Origin of the sequence: Streptomyces sp. AB3(2024) (assembly GCF_041862025.1) — a bacterium.
Taxonomy (GTDB): Bacteria; Actinomycetota; Actinomycetes; order Streptomycetales; family Streptomycetaceae; genus Streptomyces.
Genome location: NZ_JBGWAB010000006.1, coordinates 106,554 through 131,369 on the forward strand (window position 1 = coordinate 106,554; position 24,816 = coordinate 131,369).

The 24,816-nt window shown below is 71.9% G+C and carries 23 protein-coding genes; 4 read left to right on the forward strand and 19 right to left on the reverse strand.

What is annotated here, in order from left to right:
- Positions 1 to 51: 51 nt before the first annotated feature.
- The 12 genes from ACEPPI_RS04415 to proS all read right to left on the reverse strand — a co-directional run bounded on the left by ACEPPI_RS04415 (position 52) and on the right by proS (position 9,270).
- Positions 52 to 570 (reverse strand): NUDIX hydrolase, encoded by a 519-nt coding sequence (locus tag ACEPPI_RS04415; RefSeq protein WP_373913909.1) that lies wholly within the window; start codon positions 568 to 570, stop codon positions 52 to 54.
- A complete protein-coding gene (lepB, locus tag ACEPPI_RS04420; protein ID WP_373913910.1) occupies positions 560 to 1,321 on the reverse strand; it encodes a signal peptidase I in 762 nt (253 codons plus the stop codon). The genes ACEPPI_RS04415 and lepB (ACEPPI_RS04420) overlap by 11 nt, the downstream gene beginning before the upstream one ends.
- Before the next feature lie 42 nt (positions 1,322 to 1,363).
- Positions 1,364 to 2,266 carry a signal peptidase I gene (gene lepB, locus ACEPPI_RS04425; protein WP_373913911.1) on the reverse strand — a complete coding sequence of 301 codons (903 nt, stop codon included), beginning with the start codon at positions 2,264 to 2,266 and terminating at the stop codon, positions 1,364 to 1,366.
- Positions 2,267 to 2,380: 114 nt separating this feature from the next.
- Positions 2,381 to 3,214 carry a signal peptidase I gene (gene lepB / locus ACEPPI_RS04430; protein ID WP_373913912.1) on the reverse strand — a complete coding sequence of 278 codons (834 nt, stop codon included), beginning with the start codon at positions 3,212 to 3,214 and terminating at the stop codon, positions 2,381 to 2,383.
- A 97-nt stretch (positions 3,215 to 3,311) separates the two neighbouring features.
- Positions 3,312 to 4,070 carry a signal peptidase I gene (gene lepB / locus ACEPPI_RS04435; protein WP_373913913.1) on the reverse strand — a complete coding sequence of 253 codons (759 nt, stop codon included), beginning with the start codon at positions 4,068 to 4,070 and terminating at the stop codon, positions 3,312 to 3,314.
- Positions 4,071 to 4,114: 44 nt separating this feature from the next.
- Positions 4,115 to 4,465, reverse strand: a complete 351-nt coding sequence (gene rplS / locus ACEPPI_RS04440; protein WP_030227407.1) for a 50S ribosomal protein L19 — start codon at positions 4,463 to 4,465, stop codon at positions 4,115 to 4,117.
- Positions 4,466 to 4,598: 133 nt separating this feature from the next.
- Positions 4,599 to 5,420: a tRNA (guanosine(37)-N1)-methyltransferase TrmD gene (trmD, locus tag ACEPPI_RS04445; protein ID WP_373913914.1), complete on the reverse strand. Its 822-nt coding sequence runs from the start codon at positions 5,418 to 5,420 to the stop codon at positions 4,599 to 4,601.
- Positions 5,420 to 5,989 (reverse strand): ribosome maturation factor RimM, encoded by a 570-nt coding sequence (rimM, locus tag ACEPPI_RS04450; RefSeq protein ID WP_373913915.1) that lies wholly within the window; start codon positions 5,987 to 5,989, stop codon positions 5,420 to 5,422. The genes trmD and rimM overlap by 1 nt, the downstream gene beginning before the upstream one ends.
- Positions 5,990 to 6,156: 167 nt before the next feature.
- A complete protein-coding gene (locus ACEPPI_RS04455) occupies positions 6,157 to 6,396 on the reverse strand; it encodes an RNA-binding protein (RefSeq protein ID WP_150517622.1) in 240 nt (79 codons plus the stop codon).
- A gap of 2 nt (positions 6,397 to 6,398) precedes the next feature.
- Positions 6,399 to 6,839, reverse strand: coding sequence for a 30S ribosomal protein S16 (gene rpsP, locus ACEPPI_RS04460; protein ID WP_030162461.1), 441 nt, complete (start codon positions 6,837 to 6,839; stop codon positions 6,399 to 6,401).
- 217 nt (positions 6,840 to 7,056) lie between these two features.
- A complete protein-coding gene (locus ACEPPI_RS04465) occupies positions 7,057 to 7,653 on the reverse strand; it encodes a hypothetical protein (protein ID WP_373913916.1) in 597 nt (198 codons plus the stop codon).
- Between the two features lie 204 nt (positions 7,654 to 7,857).
- Positions 7,858 to 9,270 carry a proline--tRNA ligase gene (gene proS / locus ACEPPI_RS04470; RefSeq protein ID WP_373913917.1) on the reverse strand — a complete coding sequence of 471 codons (1,413 nt, stop codon included), beginning with the start codon at positions 9,268 to 9,270 and terminating at the stop codon, positions 7,858 to 7,860.
- A 131-nt stretch (positions 9,271 to 9,401) separates the two neighbouring features.
- Between proS and ACEPPI_RS04475 the strand changes: the two genes are divergently transcribed.
- Positions 9,402 to 10,082, forward strand: a complete 681-nt coding sequence (locus ACEPPI_RS04475) for a methyltransferase type 11 (RefSeq protein WP_373913918.1) — start codon at positions 9,402 to 9,404, stop codon at positions 10,080 to 10,082.
- Positions 10,083 to 10,116: 34 nt separating this feature from the next.
- On the opposite strand, the gene ftsH is transcribed toward ACEPPI_RS04475, so the two are convergent.
- The 6 genes from ftsH to ACEPPI_RS04505 form a co-directional block, all read right to left on the reverse strand.
- A complete protein-coding gene (gene ftsH / locus ACEPPI_RS04480) occupies positions 10,117 to 12,036 on the reverse strand; it encodes an ATP-dependent zinc metalloprotease FtsH (protein WP_373913919.1) in 1,920 nt (639 codons plus the stop codon).
- A gap of 137 nt (positions 12,037 to 12,173) precedes the next feature.
- On the reverse strand, positions 12,174 to 13,745 hold the full coding sequence (gene ffh, locus ACEPPI_RS04485; RefSeq protein WP_373913920.1) for a signal recognition particle protein: 1,572 nt from the start codon (positions 13,743 to 13,745) through the stop codon (positions 12,174 to 12,176).
- A 159-nt stretch (positions 13,746 to 13,904) separates the two neighbouring features.
- Positions 13,905 to 16,349 (reverse strand): [protein-PII] uridylyltransferase, encoded by a 2,445-nt coding sequence (locus ACEPPI_RS04490; RefSeq protein ID WP_373913921.1) that lies wholly within the window; start codon positions 16,347 to 16,349, stop codon positions 13,905 to 13,907.
- A gap of 17 nt (positions 16,350 to 16,366) precedes the next feature.
- Positions 16,367 to 16,705, reverse strand: coding sequence for a P-II family nitrogen regulator (locus ACEPPI_RS04495; RefSeq protein ID WP_030227390.1), 339 nt, complete (start codon positions 16,703 to 16,705; stop codon positions 16,367 to 16,369).
- A complete protein-coding gene (locus ACEPPI_RS04500) occupies positions 16,702 to 18,048 on the reverse strand; it encodes an ammonium transporter (protein ID WP_373913922.1) in 1,347 nt (448 codons plus the stop codon). Before ACEPPI_RS04500 ends, ACEPPI_RS04495 begins: the two co-directional genes overlap by 4 nt.
- 230 nt (positions 18,049 to 18,278) lie before the next feature.
- Positions 18,279 to 19,775 (reverse strand): hypothetical protein, encoded by a 1,497-nt coding sequence (locus ACEPPI_RS04505; protein ID WP_373913923.1) that lies wholly within the window; start codon positions 19,773 to 19,775, stop codon positions 18,279 to 18,281.
- A gap of 407 nt (positions 19,776 to 20,182) precedes the next feature.
- Between ACEPPI_RS04505 and ACEPPI_RS04510 the strand changes: the two genes are divergently transcribed.
- On the forward strand, positions 20,183 to 20,851 hold the full coding sequence (locus tag ACEPPI_RS04510; RefSeq protein WP_373913924.1) for a bifunctional DNA primase/polymerase: 669 nt from the start codon (positions 20,183 to 20,185) through the stop codon (positions 20,849 to 20,851).
- Between the two features lie 88 nt (positions 20,852 to 20,939).
- Here ACEPPI_RS04510 and ftsY read toward each other — a convergent pair whose 3' ends face one another.
- Positions 20,940 to 22,157 (reverse strand): signal recognition particle-docking protein FtsY, encoded by a 1,218-nt coding sequence (gene ftsY, locus ACEPPI_RS04515; RefSeq protein ID WP_373913925.1) that lies wholly within the window; start codon positions 22,155 to 22,157, stop codon positions 20,940 to 20,942.
- 145 nt (positions 22,158 to 22,302) lie between these two features.
- On the opposite strand from ftsY, the gene ACEPPI_RS04520 reads away from it, so the two are divergent.
- Both ACEPPI_RS04520 and ACEPPI_RS04525 read left to right on the forward strand, forming a co-directional pair.
- Positions 22,303 to 23,757, forward strand: coding sequence for a cytosine permease (locus ACEPPI_RS04520; RefSeq protein ID WP_373913926.1), 1,455 nt, complete (start codon positions 22,303 to 22,305; stop codon positions 23,755 to 23,757).
- A gap of 63 nt (positions 23,758 to 23,820) precedes the next feature.
- Entirely contained in the window at positions 23,821 to 24,807 is a 987-nt protein-coding gene (locus ACEPPI_RS04525) for an LLM class flavin-dependent oxidoreductase (protein WP_373913927.1), read from the forward strand.
- The last annotated feature ends 9 nt before the right edge of the window (positions 24,808 to 24,816 follow it).

The window sequence follows — 24,816 nt, forward strand, 5'->3', positions numbered from 1 at the left end:
TGTTCCCCTTCAGCCGTGCGTCCCCCTATTGTGCGCCAGCGCCACGGGCCCCTAAACGATTTCCGGGGCCAGGACCACCGGAGCACCCGGAGGACCGTCGTCGAGCAGCGTGCGCAGCAGCTCGGCGAGTCTGGTCGGGTACACCGTCTCATGGGCCGCCAGCAGTTCCTCGGAGGTCCACCACCTCGCACCCGCGACGCTGCGCCGCTCCAGCTCGGTGAGCCCGCCCATCTCGATCGCGGTGCGGTCGGTACGGGCGAGGAAGTACCACTCGTCCTGTTCCCAGCGCCTCCCGTCGAAGGGGAAGGCGCAGTACCGGTGCCACAGCACCGGCCCCAGCGCGACCTCTGTGATCCCCGTCTCCTCGGCGAGTTCCCGGAGCGCCGCCTGCTCCCGGCTCTCGTCCCCCTCAAGGCCGCCACCGGGGGTGAACCACCAGTCGGCGGCGGGATCGTCCGGCTCGAAGCCGTGCAGCAGCAGGATCCGGTCCTCGGGGTCCAGCAGGATCACCCGGGCGACCTTCCGCGGTTCCGGGTCCGGCTGCCCGCCGGCGCCCGGCTCAGCGGGCACCGGAGGTCTCCCGCCGCCCGCGCCCCAGGATCCGTACGAGGGGTCCGTAGGCGGCCCCCAGCACCACCAGCGCGGCTCCGGCCACCACCGCCGCCACCTGGAGCCGCAGCGGCCCCGGAGCGGAGATCCCGCCGGGCAGCGCGGCGTACGCCCGCGGCCGCTCCACCATGGTCATCGACGGCCACGCCAGCGCGTCGACCCGGGCCGACACCGCCGACCGGGGCACGGTGCCCTGGCCTGCCTCCTGGAGGTGCGCGCGGGAGTCGAGCGAAGCACCTCGATGGTCGCCGAGCAGGAAGAGGTTGCCCTCGGGCACCTTCACCTCGTACGGGGCGCCGGCCGTCCCGATCGCCGCCCCGTCGCTGCCCGCCCGGTCGAGGTAGGGCTCGTCGAGTTCCTTGCCGTTCACGGTCAGCCGGCCGCCCTGGTCGCAGCAGCGGACGGTGTCGCCGCCCACGGCCACGACCCGCTTGACCATCGGCGAGCCGCTCCACTCCGTGTCGGTGAAGACGACGATGTCGCCGCGGCGCACCTGATCGCCGTCGATCCGCTGTGCCAGCACCCGGTCGTTCGGCCGCACCGTCGGCACCATCGAGTCGGTCGGCACCGTGTACGGCTGGTACACCAGGGCCCCCCAGACGAAGCCGCCGAGGAAGAGCACGAAACCGATGGCCACGGCGAGCCCCGACAACACGTTGCCGACGCCGCCGCGGCCACCGGTGGTCCCGCGTCTTGCCTGTGTTCCGCCCATTGCAGCGCCCCCGCCTCGGAGATCGTCGACCTGGGCGGCACCCTACCGGGCGGTACGCCCGGTAGTCAGCCTCCTCCTGCGCCACAGCACCACGGGCACCGCGCCCGTCAGGCCCAGCGCCGCCGGGCCGAGGCCGACCGGGGCGAGGCCGGAGGCCCCGAGGCCGAGGGCGGTCGCCGCCGCCTGGTGGTTGATGCCGGGCTGGTCGAAGGTGTCCGGAACCGGGAGGGTGGCCCAGCGGGTGAGCGGCCACGCGACCACCACGGCCCGACCGACGACCTTGTCGACCGGCACGAAGCCCTGGGTGGAGTCCTGCATGTGGTAGCGGGAGTCCTGGGAGTTCTGGCGGTGGTCGCCCATCACCCAGATCTTGCCCTTGGGCACGGTGATCGGGCCGAAGGGGGCGTCGTCGCAGGCGGTGTTGCCGGGGTAGATGTACGGCTCGTCCAGCGCCTTGCCGTTGACGACGACCGGTCCGCCCTTCTTGCACTCCACGGTGTCCCCGCCGATGGCGATGGTCCGCTTGATCAGGTCCTTCTCCTCGGCGGACGGCATCAGGCCGATCCAGCTGAGGGCCTTCTGCACGATGTTCGGCTCCGGGGTGGGCTCCCCCGCCAGCCAGCTCGCCGGATCGTGGAAGACGACGACCTCGCCGCGCTCGGGCTCCGAACCGAACCACGGGGTCAGCTTGTCCACCAGCACCCGGTCGCCGCGCTGCAGGGTGTTCTGCATCGAATCGGACGGGATCGAGAACGCCTGCACAAGGAAGGTCTTGATCAGCAGGGCCAGCAGGAGGGCGATACCGATGAGGAGCGGGAGCTCCTTCCAGAAGGAACGCTGCGGCCGCGCGTCCGCATCGCCCGCCTCGGCACCGGTCTCGCGCTCGACGGCATCGTCCGGCCGCTCCTCGCCCTCATCGCGTCCGGACCGCGCGCCTACCGCCACGTCCCCCACATCCACTCCTCGTTCGGAATTCGCGTCCCGCGCCGGATCGGTCGACGGGCCCTCCCCTCCCTTAACGAGCGGGAGTTCCCTAAGGCGTGGGAGACCGAGCACACACTATGCGAACGCCGTGCCCCGACGGCGCCCAAGGCGCCCGCGCCGCCGACCGGTTCGTGCCGGATCCGGCACCGACAGGAACGTCGCCGGCTGCTCCAGCCTCCGCCAGTGGTCGAAGGGCCAGGCGATCACCACCGCCTGCCCGACCACGCCGTTCTCGTCGATCGTGCCGTCGAAGGCCTCGTCGAGGTGGTAGCGGGAGTCGGCCGAATTGGCGCGGTGGTCGCCCATCACGAAGAGACGTCCCTTCGACACGTGCACCTCGAAACGGATCTCGGAGGGGGCGTTGCCCGGTGACACGTACGGCTCATCGAGCGGCGCGCCGTTGACGGTCACCCGGCCCCGCGCGTCGCAGCACTTCACGGTGTCCCCGCCGACGCCCACGACCCGCTTGATGAGGTCCTGCTCGTCGGCGGACGGCAGCAGGCCGATGAAGGTCAGGGCCTCCTTGATCTGCTTGATCCCGGCCGGGTCCTGGTCCGGCTGGGCGGCTTCGCCCTTGAGCCAGCCTCCAGGGTCCTTGAACACGACGACGTCACCGCGTTCGATTTTGGAGCCGAACCACGGGGTGAGCTTGTCCACCAGCACCCGGTCGCCGATCCGGATCGTCTGCTCCATCGAGCCGGACGGGATGAAGAACGCCTGCACCAGGAAGGTCTTGAGCAGCAGGGCGATACACAGGGCGACGACCACCAGCAGCGGCAGCTCGCCCGCCCGGCGGGTGCGCCGGCGCCGCCGGACCCGGCGCGCCAGCCGTCGCCGGTCGGCCCGGCCACCGGGCTCCGGCGCGGCGGGTTCCTCCTCGGAACCCCCGGTGGAAGCGGAGCCGGACACGGGGGAAGGAGCCGGGGCAGGTTGAGGAGTGGGCCGCGCCGCCGGATCCGGTTCCGCCCCGCGCCCCTTGTCCCGGCCGCCCCTCGGGCGTCCCCTGCTACCCATGGGAGCCGCCGCCGACCCGGGACCACGCCCCCGCGCCGTCGGGCAGCGAGCCCCAGCGCGTCACCGGCCAGCCGAGCCAGTCGGCCCGTCCGATCACCTTCTCCACCGGCACCATCCCGCCGCCCGGCTCCCCGAGGTGATCCCGGGAGTCACGGGACTGTGAGCGGTGGTCGCCCATGACCCACAGGGTCCCCAGCGGGACCACGATCCGGAAGGGCACCGCCGAGGGCGCGTCACCGGGGTGGAGGTAGGGCTCGTCGACCGCGACCCCGTTGACCTTGATCCGGCCGGCCACGTCGCAGCACACCACGTCGTCCCCGCCGACGCCCACGACCCGCTTCACGAAATCGGTCTCCGAGGGCTCCGCGAGCCCGAGCGCCGAGAACGCGCCGTGGACGGCCTCGCCGACCGGGTTGCCCGCGGGACGTTCGCGCACGAAGGAGCCGGTCCCGTCGAAGACGACCACGTCCCCGCGCTTCGGCTCCTGGCCGAAACGGTACGCCAGCTTGTTGACCAGGACCCGGTCCCCGACCTTCAGGGTCGGCTCCATCGAGCGGCTGGGGATCAGGAACGGCTGGACCACGAAGTTGGCGAACAGCAGCAGGAAGACGGTGCAGGCCACGCCGAGCAGCCCCGCCCGCCGCCAGGACGACGAGCGTCCGCTCCGTCCGGAAAACGCAGAACGCGGCCCCTCCTCCCCCTGCTCGGGGGAGGAGTGGCCGCGCTGTGTGAGCTCTGCTTCGGTGTCCATCGGGGGCGAGCCTATCCGGCCTGCCTGTGGACCCGGAGAGGAGATCAGCGGTCGCGCTTCTCCTTGATCTTCGCGGCCTTGCCGCGGAGCTCACGGAGGAAGTACAGCTTGGCGCGACGCACGTCACCGCGGGTGACGAGCTCGATCTTCTCGAAGATCGGGGAGTGCACGGGGAAGGTGCGCTCGACGCCGACGCTGAAGGAGACCTTGCGAACGGTGAAGGTCTCGGAGACGCCAGAGCCCTGGCGACGGATGACAACGCCCTTGAACTGCTGGATACGGGAGCGGTTGCCCTCGATCACGCGGACGTGCACGTTGATCGTGTCACCCGGGCGGAAGGCCGGGACGTCCGTGCGCAGGGAGGCGGCGTTGACGCCATCGAGCAGGTGAGACATGTTCTTCGTCTGCTTTCTTCGCACGACGCCACAGGTCGCCGGTGCGGATTTCCGTAGAGAATTCGGGAGCCGTGACACGTCGCGGACGACGGTCCCCCTGTGGCAGGGGCGCACGCGAGCACACAGCAGCCGCCTATTCTTCCACGGCCTGCGGCCTGCGCCAAAATCGGCCGTCGGCGGTGGGCTTCCAGCCCAGGATGCTCAGGATCTCCCGGTCCTTCTTGTCGAAGGCGGAGGCTTCGCAGCGCTCGATCAGGTCCGGTCGGTTGCGCGCCGTCCGGCGGAAGGCCTCGTCCCGGCGCCACCGCGCGATCTTCCCGTGGTGGCCGCTGAGCAGTACCTCGGGGATCCCGCGCCCGCGCCACTGCGGGGGCTTGGTGTAGACGGGGCCCTCCAGCAGGTTGGCCATCTCGCCGGGCGCGAAGGAGTCGTCGCGGTGTGATTCCGCGTTGCCGAGCACCCCCGGCAGGAGCCGGGCCACGGCCTCCGTGACGACCAGGACGGCGGCCTCGCCGCCCGCCAGGACGTAATCGCCGATGGAGACCTCGTAGACCGGCATCCGCGTCGCGTACTCGTCCATGACGCGGCGGTCGATGCCCTCGTACCGGGCCGGGGTGAAGATGAGCCACGGGCGCTCGGAGAGCTCGACGGCCAGTTCCTGGGTGAAGGGACGGCCGCTGGGCGTCGGGACGACCAGGACCGGACCGCGGGCTCCGGACTCGTAGCCGTCGGCCAGTGCCGAATCCAGGGCCTCGCCCCACGGATCGGTCTTCATGACCATGCCCGGCCCGCCGCCGTACGGGGTGTCGTCGACCGTGTTGTGCCGGTCGTACGTCCAGTCCCGCAGGTCGTGGACGTGTACGTCGAGCTGGCCTCGCGCCCGCGCCTTGCCGACGAGGGAGACGTTCAGCGGCTCCAGGTACTCGGGGAAGATCGTGACGACGTCCAGCCGCATCAGGCGTCGTCCCCGCCCTCGGCCCCTGCATCGGCATCGCGCGACGACACGATCTCGGCGCGGTCGTCGATCAGGCCGGGCGGCGGGGTGATGACGCAGCGCTGCTCTTCCAGGTCGATCTCGGCGACGATCTCCTCGACGAAGGGGATCATGACCTCGCTGCCGTCCGGGCGCTCGACGATGAAGAGGTCCTGGGAGGGCAGGTGGGAGATCTCCGTGATCCGGCCGACCTCCGTGCCATCTTCCAGCACCACGTCCAGGTCCATCAGCTGGTGGTCGTAGTACTCGTCGGGCTCCTCCGGCAGCTCCGCCGGGTCGACGTCCGCGATCAGCAGGATGTTGCGCAGCGCCTCGGCGCCGGTGCGGTCCTTGACTCCCGCGAAGCGGAGCAGGAGCCGGCTGCTGTGCACCCGGCCCGTCTCGATGGTCAGCGGACCCGCCGACGCCGGTTCGGTCCGCAGGACGGCACCGGGGCTGAGCCGGAGCTCCGGCTCGTCCGTCCGCACCTCGACGGTGACCTCACCCTTGATCCCGTGGGCGCGGCCGATCCGCGCGACTACCAGCTCCACTGTGCGTCTCTTCCCCTTTTCACGGCCGGACCGCCGCCGCTCTCGCGGAGGCGGTACCTCTGCGTCGTGGTTTCTCAATCAATGGTCGCTCTGCTCACGCGCAGAAACGACTCGGGCCGGGGAAGGCGACGAACGCCCTCCCCGGCCCGTGCCGGTGATTCAAATCCTCAGCGGACCTGGTCCACGTCGACGAGGTCGACGCGGATCCCACGGCCGCCGATGGCGCCCACGACGGTACGCAGCGCACGTGCGGTGCGGCCGTTGCGGCCGATCACCTTCCCGAGGTCGTCCGGGTGGACCCGGACCTCGAGCACCTGTCCGCGGCGCAGGTCGCGCGAGGCGACCTGCACGTCGTCGGGGTTGTCCACAATGCCCTTCACGAGGTGCTCAAGAGCCTCCTCGAGCATGATCAGGCCTCGGTCGACTCGGCGGCGGCCTCAGCCTCGTCCGCCTTCTTGTCGGCCTTCTTGGCCTTCTGGGTGATGGCCTCGCCCTTGGTCTCGCCGATGCCCTCGAGGGCCTTGGCGAACTCGTCGAAGGAGCGACGCTTGCTCTCCTTCGTCTCCGGCTGGAGCAGCGGCGCGGGGGCCGGGAGGCCCTTGTGCGCCTGCCAGTCACCGGTCAGCTTCAGGATGGCGAGAACAGCCTCGGTGGGCTGGGCGCCAACGGACAGCCAGTACTGCGCACGCTCGGCGTTGACCTCGATGCGCGACGGGTTGTACGTCGGGTGGTAGATACCGATCTCTTCGATCGCGCGACCGTCACGGCGGGTGCGGGCGTCGGCGACGACGATGCGGTAGTGCGGCTGGCGAATCTTGCCGAGGCGCTTGAGCTTGATCTTGACTGCCACTGGAGTGGTGTCTCCTGAACTTGACGTGGTTGGGCACATGAGATGCCACGTGGGGTTGCGGTACTCGGGTGCCCGATGGACGCGTCAGCCGGAGGAGAGAGGGGTCCTATGCGACTGTCGAGTACAGCTGTTCATTGTGCCATACGCCCGCGGCACGCTCGGCCGGGAGGGGCCCACCCCACGCCCCACCCCATGCCCCGCCCCCGGCCGCACCGCGTCAGGACGCCGCCGCGACGGTGACCTCCGGAATGCGGAACGGCTTCATGCAGCCGCCGCACACGATCGGCGCCTGGGCCAGCACGGACGGGACCACCCGGACGTTGCGCCCGCAGTCGCAGACCGCCTTGACCCGTACGCCGCCGCCGGAGGAGCCGTGCCGGGCGGCCGGACCGCGGAAGCTGCGCTTGGTGTCGGCGGCCGTGGCCGCCGTGTGCGCCTTCAGTGCGCGCTGGAGCCGCTCCATGGTGGGGCGGTAGCGTTTCTTGGCCTCGGGATTGAGGGAGACCAGGGAGAACCCGCTGCTGGCGTGCGGCTCCTCGGAGTGGTCCAGCCCCATCTCCTCGGCGATCGCCAGGAATCTGCGGTTATGGTAGCGGCCGGCTCGCGAGGTGTCGCGGACACCGCGGGCGGCCGCGATGCCGTGGACTGCCTCGTGCAGCAGTCGCTCGAAGGAGAGCTCGGCGCCGCAGGCGGACGAGGACTCTCCGATCAGGGACTCGGGCGCGGCAAGGTCAGGCAGCTCGGGGTGGTACCGCTGAATGTCGGCCCACGCCTGCGCCAGCTCTGCGGCGAGAACAGGTGGTGTCGTGCTCACGTCGTGACAACGAGCCGGGGTGCCCCGGTGTTCCGATTCCGGGCCATTCCAAATTTTTTGCACGTACCAGTCAGTTCACTCTGATGCGTCCCGACGAGGACGGGTGCGTAGATCTCAGGAGGAGTCGGTACGTAACGAAGACCGGAAATGGCCACGCCCCCGGCGCGCGGCCGACGCCGCGCGCCGGGGGCGTGATGCTCTGCGTCAGTACGAGCGCGCGACGATGGCGAGCGTACCGGGAGCGTCGTCCGCCACCGGAACCGACCCGTCCGCCGCGATCAGGCAGCGTACGGAGACGGCCTGCTCGGCCAGCTTGGCCTCGCCCTCGGGGCCCAGGTCGGCCCACGGGATGCGCGCCCAGCCACCGGCGATGGCGGCCTCGGCGGCCTCCTCGATGGTCGAGACGTCCGACGTACGGGCCTCGCGGCGCTCGCGGGACTCGCGCAGCAGCTGCGCCTGGTCCTCGTCGAGGACCTTGGGCAGCAGGTCGGCGAGGGCGTCGATCTGCACCGGGGTCTTCCCGCCCGGGATCCGGCGGGCCAGCATCGCGGTGCCGGCCTCCAGGTCGCGGGGGCCGATCTCGATGCGGACCGGTACGCCCTTGAGCTCCCAGTCCACGGCGCGGCGGCCGAAGGGGGTGTCGACGCGGTCGTCGACCTGGACGCGGATGCCCGCGGCCTTCAGCTGCGCGCCCAGCTCGCGGACCTTCGCCACGGCCTCGTCGCCCTTGATCGCCATGACGACGACCTGGACGTGCGCGAGCCGCGGCGGGACGCGCAGGCCGTTGTCGTCGCCGTGGGACATGATCAGGCCGCCGACCATGCGGGTCGAGACGCCCCACGAGGTCTGCCAGACCAGCTCCTGCTTGCCTTCCTTCGACAGGTACTGGGTGTTGAAGGCCTTGGCGAAGTTGGTGCCGAGCTCGTGGCTCGTGCCCAGCTGGAGCGCCTTGCCGTCACCCATCATGCCTTCGAGGGTGAGGGTGTTGATGGCGCCGGCGAAGCGCTCCTTGGCGGTCTTGCGGCCGAGCACGACGTCGATGCCGAGCACGTTCGTCATGAAGTCGCCGTAGACGTCGCGGTGGATGCGGGCGGCGTAGTCGCGAGCGTCCTCGTACGTCGCGTGGGCGGTGTGGCCCTCCTGCCAGAGGAACTCGCTCGTACGGAGGAACACGCGGGGGCGCATCTCCCAGCGGACCACGTTGGCCCACTGGTTGATCAGCAGGGGCAGGTCCCGGTAGCTCTGGACCCACTTGGAGAAGTAGTCGTTGATGATCGTCTCGGAGGTGGGCCGGACGACGACCGGCTCCTCCAGCTCCTTGCCGCCGCCGTGGGTGACGACCGCGAGCTCGGGGGCGAAGCCCTCGACGTGCTCGGCTTCCTTCGTCAGGTACGACTGCGGGATGAACAGCGGGAAGTAGGCGTTCTGGGCACCCGCGTCCTTGATGCGGGCGTCCATCTCCTGCTGCATCCGCTCCCACAGGCCGTAGCCGTACGGTCGGATGACCATGGTGCCGCGGACCGGACCGTTGTCGGCCAGCTCGGCCTTGTTGATCAGATCCTGGTACCAGCGGGGGAAATCCTCCGCCTGCGGGGTGAGAACGGGTGCCTTTGCCATGGCGCGAATGGTACGGCGCCGGGCGCACCGAGCGTGAATCGGGTGGCGCACTCCTCTGGACGCGGGGGCGAATGGGGAGTTCCCTGGCAACGGGGGCAAGGGGGCGAGACGGAATCAGGAGCGCTCTTTCGATGACACCGACGCCGACGGCGACGCTCGTCGCCCGGGACTGGGCGGAGATCCAGGAACGGATGCTGGTACCGCTGTACGAGGCGGTCTACGACCGGTTGGAGGTCGGGCCGGGCGACCGGCTGCTGGGCCTCGGCTGCGGGGCCGGGCTGCCCCTGCTGCTGGCCGCGGGCCGGGGCGCCGCCGCCACGGGCGTGGAGGCGGATCCGGCCCGCCGGGCGCTGGCCCGGGAGCGGCTGCTGGAGGTGGTGGCGGCTCCCCCGGTGCCCGCGGCGCGGCCGTACGACGTATTGCTGGCGCTCTCGCCGGGGCCGGGCGCGCTGGCGGCGGCCCTGCCGACGGTCCGGCGGGGCGGCGCGGTAGTGCTGGCCGACTGGGGTCCGGCGGAGCGCTGCACGGTCCCGGCGGTGCTGGGCGGCGGCCCGGCGGCCCGGGACCTGGACGAGCTGGTGGCGGAGGCGGGCCTGGTGCCGGACGGGTCGGGGCGGGTGTTCTGCCCGTTCGGGTACGCGGACGTGGACAGCGCCGTACGGGGTCTGCTGTCGACGGGGCTCTACGACGCGGCGGCCGATCCCGCGCTGGCGGAGAAGGAGCTGTCCGAGGCGCTTCACCCGTACGAGCGGACCGACGGCGCCGTCTGGCTGCCGAACATCTTCCGCTACGTCGTCGCCCGCGTGGCCTGAGGCCGGCCGCCGGGCGGCCGCGGGCCGCCCGGCGCTACTTCTCCAGACGGGTGATCCCGGCCGCGGCGTACGCCGCCTTCTCGTCCAGGGTCTCGTGGGCGAGCAGGGCCTCGGCCAGGGCGTCGAGCTGCGGGCGGTGCTCGCGCAGGACGCGGCAGGCCTCCTCGTAGCACTCGTCGACGATCCGGCGCATCTCGTGGTCGACGGCGTCGAGGGTGGCGGGTGCGGCGGCGAGGCCGTAGGGGCTCTGTCCGTCGGAGGGGATGGCGGTCAGGCGTCCGACGCGCTCGCTCATGCCCCAGCGGCCGGCCATGCCGCGGGCGATGCCGGTGACCTGTTCCAGGTCGCTCTCGGAGCCCGTGGTGATGACGTCGTAGACGACGTGCTCGGCGGCCATGCCGCCCAGTGCGCCGATGATCCGGCCGCGGAGGTACTCCTCGGTGTAGGCGTACCGGTCGGCGTCCGGGGCCGAGAGGGTGACGCCGAGCGCGCGTCCGCGGGGGACGATGGTGATCTTGCGGACGGGGTCGGCGCCGGGGCGGAGCATGCCGAGCAGGGCGTGCCCGCTCTCGTGGTACGCGGTGCGGCGGCGCTCCTCGTCGGGCATCACCAGGGACCGCTCCGCACCCAGCTGGATCTTCTCCAGGGCCTCGGACAGGTCGGCCGGGGTGACCTGGTCGCGGCGTCGTTTGACGGCCAGCAGGGCGGCCTCGTTGGCGAGGTTGGCGAGTTCGGCGCCCGTCATGCCCGGGGTGGTCCGGGCGACCCGGACCAGGTCCACGTCGGGGGCGAGCGGGATGTCGCGGGTGTGGATGCGCAGGATGGCCGCCCGGCCGTCCCGGTCGGGCGGGGAGACGACCACCGTGCGGTCGAAGCGGCCGGGGCGGGTCAGCGCCGGGTCCAGGACGTCGGCGCGGTTGGTGGCGGCCAGCACGATCACGCCCTCGGCGCCGGAGAAGCCGTCCATCTCGGTGAGGATCTGGTTCAGGGTCTGTTCGCGTTCGTCGTGGCCGCCCACGCCGGCCCCGGCTCCCCGGGCCCGGCCGATGGTGTCGATCTCGTCGATGAAGATGATCGCGGGGGCCACCTTGCGCGCCTCCGCGAACAGTTCGCGCACCCGTGAGGCGCCCACGCCGACGATCATCTCGATGAACTCGGAGGCGGAGGCGGAGAAGAAGGGCACGCCCGCCTCGCCGGCGACGGCCCGTGCCAGCAGGGTCTTGCCGGTGCCGGGCGGGCCGGACAGCAGGACGCCGCGCGGCATCCGGGCGCCCATCCGGCGGTACTGTCCGGGGTTCTTCAGGAAGTCGACGACATCGTTCAGCTCGCCCTCGACCTCGTCGATGCCCGCCACGTCCTCGAAGGTGGTGCGCTTGGCGCCCGCCAGCTCCACCGGTTTGGGCGGGGCCTTGCGGCCCAGCCCGCCCATGCCGGCGCCCATCCCCGAGCCCATCCGCCGGGCGATGACCACCCACAGGAGGACCAGGAGCAGCATGGGGGCGAGGGAGAGCAGCAGGTTGGCGAGGAAGCTGCGCTGTTCGACGACCGGCGAGGCGGTCACGATCACGTTGTGCTTGGTGAGGTTGGCCCACAGCTGGTCGTCGGCGAACGCGGGGCGCTGGGTGGTGAACTTGGTGTACTCGCCCTTGCCGTCGGGGAGCGGCTGCCCGGCCTTGAGCTCGCCCTGGATGGCGTCGCCCTTGGAGTAGATCTTCGAGACGTTGCCCGCGGCGACCTGCTTGCTGAACTCCGTGTAGGAGACGACCGGCTCGTCGCCCTCGTTGAAGAAGGACAGGACCAGGTTGGCGATCAGGTAGACGATCAGCGCGGTGAGGATCAGCCCGCGCCAGCCGCCGGGCATCCGTTTCCTGGGCGGCGGCGCGGGCGGGGCGCCTTCCGAACGCCAGGGGGTGTCGGCCCGGTCGCGCGGCGGTACGGGGGTGGGGCTGGGCACGGGGGCCTCCTTATGCCGTCCTCCCGGCCGACCTTAGGCGACAAACAGAACATATGCCCCCTGCGGGAAACGGGAGGGCCCCGGCCGTGCGTGCACGGCCGGGGCCCTCTTCGCGTACCGGGCACGCCTGCCCGGTCCTACTTCATGAACTTCTTGAACTCGTCCGGCAGGTCGAAGTCCTGACCGGCCTGGCCGCCCGTGGGGAGCCCGAACGGGTTGCCGGCGGCAGCGGGCTCGGTCGCCTGCGGGCCCTGCTCGCGCCGGGCCGCGGCCGCGGCCTCGTCTTCCTTGCGCTTCATCGGGTTGCCGCTCTTGCGCTTGCCCTTGGCCTGCTTGACCTGCTTCTTCTGACGGCCGGGGCCGCCGCCCATCCCGGGGATGCCGGGCATGCCCGGCATGCCGCCGCCCTGGGCCATGCGGGACATCATCTTGCGGGCGTCGAAGAACCGCTCGACCAGCGACTTGACGGCGCTGACCTCGACGCCGGAGCCCTTGGCGATGCGGGCGCGGCGGGAGCCGTTGATGATGTGCGGGTCCTGGCGCTCGGCCGGGGTCATCGACTTGATGATCGCGGCGGTGCGGTCCACGTCGCGCTCGTCGATGTTGTTGATCTGGTCCTTGATCTGGCCCATGCCCGGCAGCATGCCGAGGAGCTTGGAGATGGAGCCCATCTTGCGGACCTGCTCCATCTGGGCCAGGAAGTCGTCGAGCGTGAACTCCTTGGGACCCTTGGCGAGCTTGGCCGCCATCTTCTCGGCCTCGGCCTGCGAGAAGGTCTTCTCGGCCTGCTCGATGAGGGTGAGCATGTCACCCATGTCGAGGATCCGGCCCGCCATGCGGTCGGGGTGGAAGGCGTCGAACTCGTCGAGCTTCTCGCCGTTCGAGGCGAACATGATCTGCTTGCCGGTGACGTGCGCGATGGAGAGCGCGGCACCGCCCCGGGCGTCGCCGTCGAGCTTGGACAGCACCACGCCGTCGAAGCCGACGCCGTCGCGGAAGGCCTCCGCGGTGTTGACCGCGTCCTGGCCGATCATCGCGTCGACGACGAAGAGGATCTCGTCGGGGCTGACGGCGTCGCGGATGTCCGCGGCCTGCTGCATCAGCTCCTGGTCGATGCCGAGGCGGCCGGCGGTGTCGACGATGACGATGTCGTGCTGCTTGGTGCGCGCGTACTCGACCGAGTCCTTGGCCACCTGGACCGGGTCTCCGACGCCGTTGCCGGGCTGGGGCGCGTAGACCGCCACACCGGCGCGCTCGGCGACCACGGAGAGCTGGTTGACGGCGTTGGGGCGCTGGAGGTCGCACGCGACGAGGAGCGGGGTGTGGCCCTGCTCCTTGAGCCAGAGGCCGAGCTTTCCGGCGAGGGTGGTCTTACCGGCACCCTGGAGACCGGCCAGCATGATCACGGTGGGCGCGGTCTTGGCGAAGCGCAGCCGGCGGGTCTCGCCGCCGAGGATGGAGACCAGCTCGTCGTTGACGATCTTCAGGACCTGCTGGCCGGGGTTCAGCGCCTTGCTGACCTCCTCGCCGCGGGCCCTTTCCTTGACGTTCGCGATGAAGGAGCGGACGACGGGAAGCGCGACGTCGGCCTCAAGGAGGGCGATACGGATTTCCCGCGCCGCAGCGTCGATGTCCTGCTCGGAGAGGCGGCCTTTGCCCCGGAGGGACTTGAAGGTCGCGCTGAGGCGGTCGGAAAGCGTATCGAACACGGTGGTCGCGATTCCTCGGGTCGGGGGCGTGGTGGTCGTCCCCCAGGGTATCGGGCCACGCCGCCTGCCCGGCCCTGCGGGAGGCAATCCCCGCCCTCCCCCGCTCCGGCCTCCCCGGGGGCGGACCCCGGGGAGGCCGGACGGGAGCCGGTGCGGGGTCTAGGACAGGGCCGTCTGCACCGCCGCCGCCAGGTCGGCGGCGTCGGCCCGGGACAGGGGTTTGCCGTCGGTGTCGACGACGTACAGGGTGTCCACCGCGTTGGCACCCAGCGTCGAGACGTGGGCGCTGCGCACCCGGACCCCGCGGGACTCCAGCGCGTGCCCGATGCGGTGCAGCAGCCCCACCGCGTCGGGGGCCCGCACCTCCAGCACGGTGGCCAGCGAGGAGACGCCGGGGACGACGGTGACCCGTGGCGGCGGCGGGACCACCCCGCGCCGCCTCGGGTACGCCGCCTCGCGGTCGGCCAGCCGCGCCGGGACGTCCAGCGAGCCGTCCAGCGCCCGGACCAGGTCGGTCCGCAGCCGGGCGGCCTCCGGCAGGGCCCCGTACTCGGCGGCCACCCGCCAGCGCAGCACCAGGGCCTCCCCCAGCCGGTCCGGCAGCTCCAGGAAGCGCAGCTCGGCCGCCCGCACGGTCAGCCGGTGCAGCGCCAGGACCCCGGCCGCCGCCGGGAGCACCCCCGGCTGGTCGGGGACGGCGACGACGAGCTCGACCCCGACGGCCTCGTCCTCCTCCCGGCGCGCGTACAGCGCGAGCACCGGCTCCCCGGTGCGCAGGGCCTCCACCGCCAGGCGTTCCTGTTCGGTGGTCGGGATCTCCAGCTCGGAGGCGTCGGGCGGGGAGCCGCTGAGGACGGCGGCGACCCGGGCCACGAGGTCGGCCACGAGGGAGCCCCGCCAGGTGCTCCAGGCGGCGGGGCCCGTCGCGAGCGCGTCGGCCTCGGTGAGGGCGTGCAGGATCTCCAGGGTGCCCGTCGAGCCGACGGCCTCCGCCACGGCCTTCACGGTGGCGGGGTCGTCGAGGTCGCGCCGGGTCGCGGTGTCGACCAGCAGCAGGTGGTGGCGCACGAGGGTGCCGAGCACGGCGACGTCCTCGGGGTCGAAGCCCACCCGGGCGGCCATGTCGCGGGCGATGGTCTCGCCGGCCACCGAGTGGTCCCCGGGCCAGCCCTTGCCGATGTCGTGCAGCAGGGCCGCCATCAGCAGCAGGTCGGGCCGGCTCACCCGGCGGGTCAACGCCGAGGCCCGCACGGCCGTCTCGATCAGGTGCCGGTCCACCGTCCAGGTGTGCACGGGATTGCGCTGGGGCCGGCAGCGCACCCGCTCCCAGTCGGGGAGCAGCCGGGTGATCATCCCCTCGGCCTCCAGCGCCTCCCAGACGGCCACCGTGGGCTCCCCGGCACCCAGCAGGGTGAGCAGCTGTTCCCGGGCCTCCGCCGGCCAGGGCACGGGCAGCGGCCGGGCCCGGTCCGCGAGGCGGCGTACGGCGTGCAGCGAGACGGGCAGGCCCGCCTGGGCGGCGGCCGCACCGAAGCGCAGGGGCAGGACGGGGTCCCGCTCGGGCCGGGCGGCCAGGGCCAGCACGGCCTCCCCGTCGGACTCCACGACGCCCTCGGCCAGCGGTGCCCGTTCGGCGGCGGGCGCGCCGCGGGTGCCGAGGAGTCCGCGCAGCCGGGGCCGGGCGGTGCGGGCCCGCAGCACCCGGCCGACCTCGCGCCAGGTGACGTCGCCCGCGTAGGAGATCACCCGGGCGGCCTCGTACACCTCGCGGAGCAGGGCGTCGGCGTCGAGGAGCCCCAGCCGGGCGGCGACCTGGGGCTGCTCCTGGAGGGAGAGCCGGTCGGTGGCCCGGCCGGTGACCAGGTGCAGCGCGTCCCGGGCGTCGAGCAGCCGCCGCCGGGCGTCGGCCAGTCCCTCGCGCGGGGCGTCGGCCAGCCAGGACGCGGCGACGGCCCGCAGGGCGGTGGCGTCGCGCAGTCCGCCGCGGGCCTCCTTCAGGTCGGGTTCCAGCAGGAAGCGCAGCTCCCCGGCCCGCTCGGCGCGTTCCCGGCACAGTTCGCGCAGCTGCGGGAGCCGTTTGACGGCCTGGTTGCGCCAGTCGGCCAGGACCGAGGTGCGCAGCCCCGCGAGCAGTCCGGCGTCCCCGGCGACGAGCCGTGCGTCCAGCAGGCCGAGGTGGGCCTTGAGGTCCTCGGCGGCGGTCTTGCGGGCCTCGCCCGGGGTGCGCACCGAGTGGTCCAGGGCCAGGCCGAGGTCCCACACGGGGTACCAGAGGCGGTCGGCGAGCGCACCGAGCGCCCGGGGTTCCGCCTTGCCGTCGTGGAGCAGCAGCAGGTCGAGATCGCTGCGCGGGGAGAGTTCCGCGCGGCCGTAGCCGCCGACGGCGACGAGGGCGGCGCCCCGTACGCCGGTCTCCTTCGCGGCCGCCCCGAACAGCGCGGACAGCCAGTGGTCGGACAGCGCGGACAGCGCGGAACGCCGCGAGGGCCCGGACCGCGATTCCTCCTGGAGGAGTCGCAGCCGGGCCGCGGCGTACCCGCTGGGTCCCGAGCCGTCCGGGCGGTCGTCGCCGGTGCCGTCGGTTGTCTCTTCGACGCTCGTCACCCAGGAGCTCCCGTCACCTAGAGCGCGTCAGCGCCGCGCTCGCCGGTGCGGACCCGTACGACCGAGTCCACGGGGACGCTCCACACCTTGCCGTCGCCGATCTTGTCGGTGCGGGCCGCCCGTACGACGACGTCGATCACGTCCTCGGCGTCCACGTCGTCGACGAGCACCTCGATGCGGATCTTCGGTACGAGGTCCACGGTGTACTCGGCGCCCCGGTAGACCTCGGTGTGGCCGCGCTGGCGGCCGTAGCCGCTGGCCTCGGAGACGGTGAGCCCCTGGACCCCGAAGGCCTGGAGGGCTTCCTTGATCTCGTCCAGCTTGTAGGGCTTGACGATCGCGGTGATCAGCTTCATGCGTCGACCTTCTTGCTCGCTGCGGCAACGGGGGCGGGGGCCGCGGTGCCGCGGGAGGAGATCCCGCCGCCGGCCCCGCTGAAGTCGTAGGCGGTCTCGGCGTGCTCGCTCTGGTCGATGCCCGAGACCTCCACGTCCTCGGATACCCGCATCCCGATGGTCTTGTCGAGGAGGAAGGCCAGGACGGCGGAGACGACGAGGGAATAGGCGAGGACGGAGAAGACGCCGACGGCCTGCTTGCCGAGCTGGGCCAGGCCGCCGCCGTAGAAGAGGCCGGCCGCGTCGGACTGGACCCCGCCGGTGGCGAAGAGGCCGACCAGGAGGGAGCCGGCGATGCCGCCGACGAGGTGGACGCCGACGACGTCGAGGGAGTCGTCGTAGCCGAACCGGTACTTCAGGCCCACGGCCATGGCGCACAGCACACCGGCGATGGCGCCGATGGCGATCGCGCCGAGCGGGGAGCAGGAGCCGCCGGAGGGGGTGATGGCGACGAGGCCGGCGACCGCGCCGGAGGCGGCGCCGAGGGTGGTGAAGGAGCCGTGGCGCAGCTTCTCGTAGCCGAGCCAGGCGAGCATCGCGGCGGCGGTGGCGACCTGCGTGTTGACGAACATGACCGCGCCGACGCCGTCGTCGTTGCCGAGCCAGGATCCGGCGTTGAAACCGAACCAGCCGAACCACAGCAGGCCGGCGCCGAGCATCACGAGGGGGAGGCTGTGCGGGCGCATCGGGTCCCGCTTGAATCCGACGCGCTTGCCGATGACCAGGATGACGCCGAGGGCCGCGGCGCCGGCGTTGATGTGGACGGCGGTGCCGCCCGCGAAGTCGATGACGCCGAGCTCGAAGAGCCAGCCGCCGGCGCCCCAGACCCAGTGGGCGACGGGGAAGTAGACGACGGTGACCCACAGGGCGGAGAACAGCACCCAGGCGCTGAACTTCACGCGGTCGGCGAGGGCGCCGCTGATCAGGGCCGGGGTGATGACGGCGAACATCAGCTGGAAGACGGCGAAGACGTAGACCGGGATGGTGTAGCCGTCCCACAGCTCGGTGATGCCGATGCCGCTGAGGCCGACGTAGTCGGAGTTCCAGCCGATGAGCGAGCCGGAGTCGGTGCCGAAGGCGAGGCTGAAGCCGAAGAGGACCCACAGGATCGTGACGATCCCGAGGCTGATGAAGCTCATCATCAGCATGTTGAGGCTGCTCTTGACGCGGACCATGCCTCCGTAGAAGAAGGCGAGTCCCGGGGTCATCAGCATGACCAGGGCGGAGCAGATGAGCATGAACCCGGTGTTCGCGGCAGAGAGCGTCGGGGCGTCTGCCGCGAGGGTCGTGATGGCTGATGCCATCGGCGTCTCCTCGTCGTCGGTACGTTCGCGTGCGGGCGAGCGTGAAAACCTGAGCGGCGCAAGGCGTAGGCCGGGGGGGCTGGCCTGGGGACTGGCCGGTTATTGGCCCTGAGATTCGCGCAGGCCGGTTTCCGGCGGCGCCGCTGGGTGTTTCGCCCCGATGACGAAGAGGTCGGGCGTGTTACGCGTCAATGAACAGAACTCGAAGGGCCCTGGATCGGTGGGGAGGGCTAGACCGCCTCGGCGGCCTCGGGAAGCCGGGACGCGAGGAGGTCGGTGAGCCGGACCACCTCGGCCACGTCGCCGTATTCACGGGCGGCGCTGTCCACGGTCTTGCGGAGCCGGGTGTTCACCCGTTCGGAGCGCACCTTTCGCGCCACGTCGAGGGCGCGGTCCACCAGGACGGTGGCCTGCTCGGGTTCCTTCTGGAGCAGGTGGACTGTGGCCATGCCGATGAGGTTCAGGGCGTACGAGCGCTGGTGTTCGTCGTCCTTGGAGAACAGTTCGACGGCCCGTGCCATGACCGGTTCGGCGAGGGAGGCGTAGGTGGGGCTGCGCCCGGCGACGTAGGCCAGGTCCCGGAACGAGTGGGAGTTCTCGCCGTTGAGCTCGGCCTCGGAGAAGAAGCGGATCCAGTCGGGCTCGGGCTCGCCGTCGAAGCCGACGTCGGAGAAGGTGTCCTCGGCCATCCGCACGGCCCGCTTGCAACGGCTCGGCTGACCCATGTTGGCGTAGGCGCGGGCCTCCATCGCATACAGCATGGCCTGGGTGCGCGGTCCGGCGCAGTCGCGGCTGCCGTACTGGGCGAGGTGGACGAGCTCCAGCGCGTCCTCGGGGCGGCCCAGGTGGATCATCTGGCGGCTCATGCTGGAGAGGATGTACGAGCCGAGCGGCTTGTCACCGCCCTCCTTCGCGGCGTGCAGCGCGAGGACGAAGTACTTCTGGGCGGTCGGGTGCAGGCCGATGTCGTAGCTCATCCAGCCGGCGAGTTCGGAGAGTTCGGCGGCCACCTTGAAGAGCCGCTTCATGACCGGGGCAGGGTGGTTCTCCTGGAGCAGGTCGGTGACCTCGTGGAGCTGCCCGACCACGGCCTTGCGGCGCAGTCCGCCGCCGCACTGGGCGTCCCACTGGCGGAACATCACGGTGGTGGCTTCGAGGAGGCCGAGTTCCGGTTCGCTCAGCCGGGGCGGACGCTGCCCGGGGCCGCGGCCCGCGGTCCCGCCGTCGGCGCTCACGCCGGGGTCGGCGGCCGGGGACGGAACGAGCCAGCGCTGCATGGGCTCGATGAGGGCGGGGCCGGCGGAGAGGGCGAGCGAGGTCCCGAGGAAGCCCCGGCGGGCCAGCATGAGGTCGCTACGGGAGAAATCGCTGAGCAGTTCCACGGTCTGCGGGCCCGCCCAGGGCAGGTCGACGCCGGAGACGGAGGGGGTCTGGTGGGCGGTGCGCAGGCCCAGCTGCTCGATGGCGACGACGGAGCCGAACCGCTCGGAGAACAGCTCGGAGAGGATGCGGGGCACGGGCTCGCGGGGCTGTTCGCCGTCGAGCCAGCGGCGCACCCGGGAGGTGTCGGTGCTGATGTGGTGGGCGCCCATCTGCCGGGCGCGGCGGTTCACCTGGCGGGCGAGTTCGCCCTTGGACCAGCCGCTGCGGACGAACCACGAGGTCAGCTGTACGTTCCTGTCCTCGGCGGCATCGCCACTCGTTCCGCTTGCGCCGCTGCCGCTCACTGGAACGCCCCCATCCGCATCGCTTCTTCAGCACAAACCCTGGCCGGGGCGGGCGACGCCGCCTGGGACCTTCACAGGTCCTCCACAGTTTGCCTCCGGCATACCCACGACTGGGCTCGCCTTTCGGGTTGGTGCACCGAAAGTAATCCTACGATCACCCCTGCCGCGAGGTCGATCGCGGAAACGCCACCATTCGCCACCCCTTCGAATGAACTCCCCACCGGCCAGGCGCGATTCACTTGACACCACGGCGAAACAGAACGGTTGGACGGGAGTGCGCAGGGGGCGCGCGCGGCGAGGAGTGCGCCGGGCGGCCCCGGTGGAGGGCGTATCGCACCCGCCCGGCCGACCGGTCCCGCCGATGTCGTAACCACCGGCGCGTCCGACCCGTTGGAGGGGGCATGGGCATGGGCTTCACGATCGGCGGCAGCCGCGGCACCAAGGAGTTCCGTTCCGGCGTCCGGCGCCGCGGCCGGACCTCGGAGTGCACGACCGTGGCGGAGTACACGGGACTGTGGGGCTGGGACGCCGTCCCCGGCGCCCGCGCCGCGGCTCCGGCCCGGGACTGCTCCTGCGGCCATACGGACTGCGTCACGCCGGGGGCACATCCGCTGGACTTCGCTCCCACCGTCCCCGGGGGCGCCACCCTGGACGAGGTCACCGAGCTCTGGGGCGAGTACCCCGGCGCGGCGATCCTGCTGCCCGTGGGCCGCGCCTTCGACCTGATCGAGGTCTCGGCGGAGGCCGGGCGGCGGGCACTGGTCCGGATGGAACGCATGGGCCTTCCGCTGGGGCCCGTCACCGTGACCCCCGACGGCCGCGCGCAGTTCTTCGTCGCCCCGGGCGCCGCCGCCGAGCTGCCGCAGCTGCTGTACCGGATGGGCTGGGACGACGCCGACCTGGACCTGCGGGCCCTGGGCCACGGCGCCTTCCTGACCGCCCCGCCCAGCGACCACGCGGGCCTGGGGCCGGCCGGCTGGCTGCGCCGGCCCGCGCTGGACTGCGCGGACGGTCCGCCGCAGGCCCGCCTGCTGCTGGGCACCCTGGCCTACACCTGCCACCGCTTCCGGCGCTGAGGCCCCCACGGACGCCGGTGCCCCCGCATCCGGCGCGGATGCGGGGGCACCGGTACGCGCGACGGGGCCGGGCCGGCCCGGCCGGTCCTCAGTCGCCGATCAGGGCGTCCACGAAGGCTTCCGGCTCGAAGGGGGCCAGGTCGTCCGGGCCCTCGCCGAGGCCCACGAGCTTGACCGGGACGCCCAGCTCGCGCTGGACGGCGACGACGATGCCGCCCTTGGCGGTACCGTCCAGCTTGGTCAGGACGATGCCGGTGATGTCCACGACCTCGGCGAAGACGCGTGCCTGGGTCAGGCCGTTCTGGCCGGTGGTGGCGTCGAGGACGAGCAGGATCTCGTCCAGCGGGCCGTGCTTCTCGACGACGCGCTTGACCTTGCCGAGCTCGTCCATGAGACCGGTCTTGGTGTGCAGGCGGCCGGCGGTGTCGATGAGGACCACGTCCGCGCCCTCGGCGATGCCCTCCTTGACCGCGTCGTAGGCGATGGAGGCGGGGTCGCCGCCCTCGGGACCGCGCACGGTGCGCGCCCCGACCCGCTCGCCCCAGGTCTGCAGCTGGTCGGCGGCGGCGGCGCGGAAGGTGTCGGCGGCGCCGAGCACCACGCTGCGGCCGTCGGCGACGAGCACGCGGGCCAGCTTGCCGGTGGTGGTGGTCTTGCCGGTGCCGTTGACACCCACGACCATGACGACACCGGGGGTGTCCACGCCGCTCTCGGTCTTCACGGCGCGGTCGAAGTCGGTGCCGACCAGGGTGAGCAGCTCCTCCTTCAGCAGCGCGCGCAAATCGGCGGGGGTACGGGTGCCGAGCACCTTGACCCGCTCCCGGAGCCGGTCCACCAGCTCCTGGGTCGGCACGACGCCGACGTCGGCGATGAGGAGGGTCTCCTCGATCTCCTCCCAGGTGTCCTCGTCGAGGTGCTCGCGCGAGAGCAGCGTGAGCAGCCCCTTGCCGAGCGAGTTCTGGGAACGGGCGAGCCGTGCGCGCAGCCGGACCAGGCGGCCGGCGGTGGGCTCGGGCACCTCGATCTCGGGTGCGGCCGGGGCCTCGGGCTCCGCCGCCGGCTCCTCGACCGGAGCCTCGGCCTCCACCGTCGGGAGGCCGACCTCCTCGATGGTGCGGCGCGGTTCTTCCGCCGTCTCTACGGCGTCCTCCCCCACCTGCGGTTCGGCAGGCGGGGCAGTGATGGTCGGCGTGCTCGGCGGCGCCGTGGGGGGCAGCTGCTTCTTCTTGCGGCTGCTGACCACGAGCCCGCTGATCACACCGACCGCGACCAGGGCGATGACTACAGCAAGGATCAGGATTTCCATAACCACCCCAGTATCGGCCACGGGTCGCCCCGGGCCCCGGACCTTGGACGTTCCCACCGGAACCGAAAGCCGTCATTTGTGGTTTTAACATCAAATCTACGATGATGGACGACTTGCCCCATGCCCCGCCCCCAGGGAGTACCGCGTGCCTGCCGCCGAAGAGACCGCCGTCGACGGCGCAGTCGAGAGCCGGGGCCTGGAGCCCGTACCCGACGGCGAGCGCGGCGGCCGGGTCCGCGAGCTCTTCCCCACCTGGGTCGCCGCCAACATCAGCGTGCTGCTGCTCACCATGGGCGCGGGCCTGGTGATCTTCAACAAGCTCAACATCTGGCAGGTGCTGGTCGTCGCGGTCGCCGCGCCCGTCGTCTCGTACGGCATGGTCGGCCTGATATCCATCGCCGGCAAGCGCGGCGGGGCCCCGGGCATGGCGCTGTCGCGGGCCGTCTTCGGCCAGCGCGGCAACCTCTTCCCCGGCGCCCTGATCTGGGTGGCCCGGTGGGGCTGGGAGACCATCAACGCGGTCAGCGGCGCCTACGCCGTCCTGACCGTCCTCGACCTGCTCTTCGGCGTGAAGAGCAACACCCCGCTGATCGTGGTCACCCTGCTCTTCTTCGTGGGCTGCACCTTCGTGGTCTCGGGGCTCGGCATCAACGCGCTGCGCGTCTGCTCGAAGTGGTCGACGTACCTCTTCGGCGCGTTCAGCGTGCTGGTCCTGGGCTACCTGCTCTTCACCACCGACTGGGCCGCCGTCTTCGCCAAGCCGGCCGGCTCCACGACGATGATGGTCGCGGGCATCGGCACCATCGCGGCCGGCGGCATCAGCTGGGTCCCCTCGGGCCCGGACTTCACCCGCTACCTGCCCCGCACCGCCTCCTCCAAGGGGCTGGTCGGCGCGACGATCGGCGGCGCGGGCGTGGTCGTGCTGCCGATGGTGCTGATGGGTGCGGTCATGGCCGTCGGCACCCCGGACCTGGCGGGCGCCCAGGACCCGGTCTCCTTCATCGGCGAACTGCTGCCGATCTGGATCGCGGTCCCGTACCTGCTCATCGCCCTCGTCGGCATGCTGCTGATCAACTCGATGTCCATGTACTCCGCCGGCTTCACGGCGCAGACCCTGGGCATCAGGGTGCCGCGCGCCGCCGCGGTCAGCGTCAATGCCGTCATCAGCCTGGTCTTCGGCCTCCTGCTGATGGTGGTCGCGACCGGCTTCTTCGGTTCGTTCATCTCCTTCCTGACCCTGCTGGCCGTGGCCTTCTCCGCCTGGATCGGCGTCTTCGGCGTGGACATGCTGCGCCGCACGTCCTACGACGGCCCGGCGCTGCTGGACACCACGCCGAGCAGCGCCTACTGGTACAGGGGCGGCTTCGCCTGGCAGGCCATGACGGCCTGGGGCGCGGCCCTGGTGGCCGGGCTGCTGTTCACCAGGGTGGACTGGTTCAGCGGGCCGCTCGCCTCCACCTGGATCGGGGAGAACGGCCTCGGCTGGGTGACCGGCATCCTGACCTCCGGCCTGCTCTACGCGGTACTGCCCCGCACTCCGGCCCCGGCCGCGCAGGCTCCCGCCGAGGAGCCCGCGCCCACCGGATCCCTGTCCAACTGACGCCACGTCAGCTACCGTCCCCCTTCGCCCGCCCACCCACCTCCGGCGAAGGGGGACTCCTCCATGCCCATCACCGTGGTCCGGTTCAATCTCGTCGACCCACACGGCACCCCCGAGACCCTCTCGGCCCGTTACCGGGCCGCCCTGGAGATGGCGACGTACGCGGACGACCGCGGGATCGACACCGTCCAGACCGAGGAGCACCACGGCACCGCCAACAACTGGCTGCCGTCCCCCTTCACCTTCGCAGGCGCCGTGTTCGGCGCCACCCGCCGGATCGCGGTCACCGTGTCGGCGATCATCGGCCCGCTCCACGACCCGCTCAAGGTCGCCGAGGACATCGCCGTACTGGACCTGATCGGCGGCGGCCGACTGGTGACGGTGGCGGGCATCGGGTACCGGCCCGAGGAGTACGAGCAGCACGGCGTGGAGTGGGGCCGGCGCGGCCGGCTCCAGGACGAGCTGCTGGAGACCCTGTTGAAGGCCTGGACCGGCGAGCCGTTCACCTTCCGCGGCCGGACCGTACGGGTGACCCCGCGCCCCTTCACCCGGCCGCACCCGCTGCTGCTGGTCGGGGGCAGCTCCGTGGCCGCGGCCCGGCGCGCCGCCCGGCTCGGGCTGCCGTTCTTCCCCAGCGCGCACCTGCCGGAGCTGGAGGAGTACTACCGGGCCCGGCTGGCGGAGTACGGCACGGAGGGGTTCTGCATGATGCCCGCGGCCGAGACCCCGCTGCTGCACGTCGCCGAGGACCCGGACCGGGTCTGGGCCGAGTACGGGGAGCACTTCCTGCACGAGGCGGCCACGTACGCCTCCTGGCAGTCCAAGGACATCCGCAGCGCGGTCAGATCGGGCGCGCGCTCGGTGGCGGAGCTGCGCGCGGAGGGCGTGTACCGGGTCCTGACCCCGGACGAGGCGGTGGCGTACGCGAGGGGCGCGGGCGAGGCGGGGAACCTGGTGCTGCACCCGCTGTGCGGGGGGATGCCACTGGACGAGGGCAGGCGCAGCCTGCAGCTGCTGTGTGAACGGGTACTGCCCCGGCTCAAGGACTGAGCCGGGGCA

Coding starts and splice junctions, on each gene's coding strand:
- lepB (WP_373913910.1), bottom strand. CDS start 1,321: ATGGGCGGAACACAGGCAAGACGCGGGACCACCGGTGGCCGCGGCGGC.
- lepB (WP_373913913.1), bottom strand. CDS start 4,070: ATGGACACCGAAGCAGAGCTCACACAGCGCGGCCACTCCTCCCCCGAG.
- rplS (WP_030227407.1), bottom strand. CDS start 4,465: ATGTCTCACCTGCTCGATGGCGTCAACGCCGCCTCCCTGCGCACGGAC.
- trmD (WP_373913914.1), bottom strand. CDS start 5,420: ATGCGGCTGGACGTCGTCACGATCTTCCCCGAGTACCTGGAGCCGCTG.
- ACEPPI_RS04455 (WP_150517622.1), bottom strand. CDS start 6,396: ATGCTCGAGGAGGCTCTTGAGCACCTCGTGAAGGGCATTGTGGACAAC.
- proS (WP_373913917.1), bottom strand. CDS start 9,270: ATGGCAAAGGCACCCGTTCTCACCCCGCAGGCGGAGGATTTCCCCCGC.
- ACEPPI_RS04475 (WP_373913918.1), top strand. CDS start 9,402: ATGACACCGACGCCGACGGCGACGCTCGTCGCCCGGGACTGGGCGGAG.
- ACEPPI_RS04495 (WP_030227390.1), bottom strand. CDS start 16,705: ATGAAGCTGATCACCGCGATCGTCAAGCCCTACAAGCTGGACGAGATC.
- ACEPPI_RS04500 (WP_373913922.1), bottom strand. CDS start 18,048: ATGGCATCAGCCATCACGACCCTCGCGGCAGACGCCCCGACGCTCTCT.
- ACEPPI_RS04510 (WP_373913924.1), top strand. CDS start 20,183: ATGGGCTTCACGATCGGCGGCAGCCGCGGCACCAAGGAGTTCCGTTCC.
- ftsY (WP_373913925.1), bottom strand. CDS start 22,157: ATGGAAATCCTGATCCTTGCTGTAGTCATCGCCCTGGTCGCGGTCGGT.
- ACEPPI_RS04525 (WP_373913927.1), top strand. CDS start 23,821: ATGCCCATCACCGTGGTCCGGTTCAATCTCGTCGACCCACACGGCACC.